Source organism: Idiomarina sp. UBA3162 (assembly GCF_002364475.1).
Classification (GTDB): domain Bacteria; phylum Pseudomonadota; class Gammaproteobacteria; order Enterobacterales; family Alteromonadaceae; genus Idiomarina.
In genome coordinates this window covers 1-247 of sequence record NZ_DEYI01000052.1, presented here as the reverse complement: position 1 = coordinate 247, position 247 = coordinate 1, and the positions used below count along the sequence as shown (strand labels likewise).

The following is a 247-nucleotide window of genomic DNA, read 5'->3' as shown; positions in this document are numbered from 1 at the left end:
ACAAGTCGAACACCCCGTAACAGAGATGATTACCGGCTTAGACTTAGTTGAATGGCAGCTCATGGTCGCCTCTGGGGACAGTTTACCGTTGACGCAAGACGCCGTCACCGTTAACGGTCATGCTTTCGAAGCGCGTATTTATGCAGAAGACCCGGCCAACGACTTTTTACCGAGCACGGGCACGATCCGTCACCTCCGTACCCCCGCAGTCAATGCCGGCGTACGTATCGATACGGGTGTCGAGCAA

The 247-nt window shown here is 55.1% G+C and carries 1 pseudogene; it reads left to right on the top strand.

The annotated features are described in order from the left end of the window. A pseudogene (locus tag B2X00_RS06050) lies at positions 1 to 247 on the top strand (3-methylcrotonyl-CoA carboxylase); the annotation flags it as partial.